Consider the following 2,529-nt stretch of genomic DNA (forward strand, 5'->3'; position numbering starts at 1 on the left):
CTATTAACAGAAATCCCTGTATAGTCTTGTACCGTTTTAAATTGATTTGTATAATTTGCCAACGGGCTATGTACATCTTTTTTGTACATATTGGTTTGAGTGCTTCCTTTTTCAATTATTTTACCTATATTATCTTGTGCGCCTTGCAACTTTCCGATAATACTTGCAAAATAAACATCAATTATTTGTTTATTAAAGTCCTCTAAAATCATAGAAGCTGTATTTTCAGCCTCAGCTTTCAAATCTTTATTCCCWGTCGCGTTTACTTTGTAGTTTAACGTTAATTTCTCTGGAAGTTCTGAATCAATCGCAACGGCCTTCCTAGAAAAATCATTAGGTATTACAATCATCATATTGTAATTATTATTTTTCAAACCATTTTCTGCTACTCCGCGACTAACTACGTACCATTCTTGTTTCGTATTTTTATTTACATTTTTAACAAATTGATCTCCAAACGCTATTTTATTCCCTTCAAATACAGTTCCTTGATCTTCATTTACTAATGCAACTGTCATTTTTGGCGTGCTATTCTCATTAGCTTTCTTAACATTTTGATTTAATGCTAAATAGGAGACTCCTGTTGATAGCACAAGAGCTAAAATAATAAACAACAAGATGCTCCACTTAAACTTTTTCACTACTTATCACTCCTGCGGCTGCGAGTCTATTAAGTTAAGGACTCCTTATCTTACTCTAGTTTTAAAGCAATTTAGCCATACAACGAAAGTTGCATGGCTAAATTACATGTTTCTTTTTACCCGTTTTTATTGTAGACCGAAATTACGRGAAAGATCTTCGTCGTGTCTAGAAACAGCCTCTGCAGTTTTATTMAGCTGCAYATTAATTTCTTGTAATAGCTSTGCGAAGTTTTGTACTTTTGGYTTTAATTSATTGAACTGTTGATCAAAACCTTCGAAAGCACGACCTTCCCATTCTCCTCTTAATTCATTTTGTAAGTTTTGTAAYTGACGTAAAATRTCCTCAATTTGATTTGCACCTTGTCCATATCGAGTCGCTTTYGATTTAAGCTCCTCTGGTGACATACGAATTTGTCCWGCCATTTTCATTTCCCCTTTAATACATAATAAGCAAAATATATTTTGGTTAATTTTACTAAACACATTATAATGTATTATTTTGAACTTTTAAACACTTTATCTTTCTATTGAATATTAGAATATTATCAATTTTAATCATTAAATATTCTACTTTTTCTTGCTTTACAAGATTTTATGCAAAAAAGACCCCCAAAAGGCAGTCTCAAAACTCAATCCTATTCCCCATCCCGCACTCCACCGCTTTCTCATACAAATACTTCGCAGCGATAATATCTACTACTGCCAAACCAACTGGTTTGAAAATAGTAATCTCTTCATCATTTTCGCGTCCGGTTTTTTCCCCGCTTATGATTTGTCCAAGTTCGGCGTGGAGATTGCTAGTTTTATCGGAATTTGAAGGTCATCTGTTTCTAGATCATATTCAATTAAGAAATCCTACAAATGCCTCTTCTTCCTCATCTATAAAACCTACAAATATAATTTCTTCAATATCCTCATGATTAAATACAAATGTATACTCAGGATTAATGTAGCCTTCTGGATAAAAACAGCCAATATAGTCATACATCACAGGTTCTTTAACCATAAGTTTTTGTTTTCTTCCATAAATCACAATTTTCTTCGTCCCACCTTTTAATAGAACAATAGAACCATTTGGTAAAAACTTTTCTTTAGAAAATTGCATAATTCCCCATCCTTCCTTTATCTAAATGTAATTCTATATTCATGATGTTGCTTCTCCCTTTTCTTTTCCGCAGTCTTTACTGACTATAGGAGAACCACGATTATATACTTAAAATTCAATACAGACTCTTTAAATGGTTTCATGTGTTCTACCTCCACCTTCTATATGCTTCCTTAAATAATAATACCTATGGAGTTCCATAATGAAATGAAACAACATAAACGAAAGCATGGAGTATACACACATTAATACAATTGCTACCATCTTTTGTGTTGCAAAACCAAGACTGATATTAGCAACGAGTTGACCCAATCCTATAAAAGCCACTACTCCGAAACCAGAGTTTTTTTTCGATGATTTTGATTTTTTGATTGGTTCCTGAAGTTTTTTAATATGATTTTTATAATAATAATTCAAAGCAAAAATATACAAACCAACCGAAAAAATAAAATAGATGGGAGTTTGTAATCCTAACATTCCATATGCAAACTTTTGGGTTATAACTAATAATCCTACTGAACATACGATGCCAAATACCCCACGAAATAGAGTGTATTGTAATTGCCGCTTCCTAGGATTTATAACAATCCATATTGCCCATAAATTTAAAAAAGCAACTGGTGGAACTATTATGTACATATATATCGGTTGAACAGGATTCGCAAAAGCAGGTAAAAGCACAAATATATCTGCTATCCCAATCACAAGAGTAATTATAGTCGATCTTATATCATTTACAGCATAAAGAGCCATATAATATTCAAAAACTTTTTTATTAAAATC

General features: G+C 32.2%; 4 protein-coding genes and 1 pseudogene. All 5 read right to left on the reverse strand.

The features are described 5' to 3' along the window. The coding region (gene esaA, locus AC1DTM_RS22555) for a type VII secretion protein EsaA (RefSeq protein WP_477000927.1) at positions 1–641 on the reverse strand (641 nt) is incomplete at its 3' end. A gap of 126 nt (positions 642–767) precedes the next feature. Next, positions 768–1,064 carry a WXG100 family type VII secretion target gene (locus tag AC1DTM_RS22560; RefSeq protein WP_477000928.1) on the reverse strand — a complete coding sequence of 99 codons (297 nt, stop codon included), beginning with the start codon at positions 1,062–1,064 and terminating at the stop codon, positions 768–770. 199 nt (positions 1,065–1,263) lie between these two features. After that, a pseudogene (locus AC1DTM_RS22565) lies at positions 1,264–1,472 on the reverse strand (ornithine cyclodeaminase family protein); the annotation flags it as partial. Positions 1,473–1,482: 10 nt separating this feature from the next. Next, on the reverse strand, positions 1,483–1,746 hold the full coding sequence (locus AC1DTM_RS22570) for a DUF4176 domain-containing protein (protein ID WP_070146215.1): 264 nt from the start codon (positions 1,744–1,746) through the stop codon (positions 1,483–1,485). A 129-nt stretch (positions 1,747–1,875) separates the two neighbouring features. Continuing rightward, positions 1,876–2,529, reverse strand: a 654-nt coding sequence (locus tag AC1DTM_RS22575; protein ID WP_477000929.1) for a hypothetical protein, incomplete at its 5' end; no start/stop codon positions are given.

The sequence above is a fragment of the Bacillus sp. P4_D3 genome (assembly GCF_056401855.1).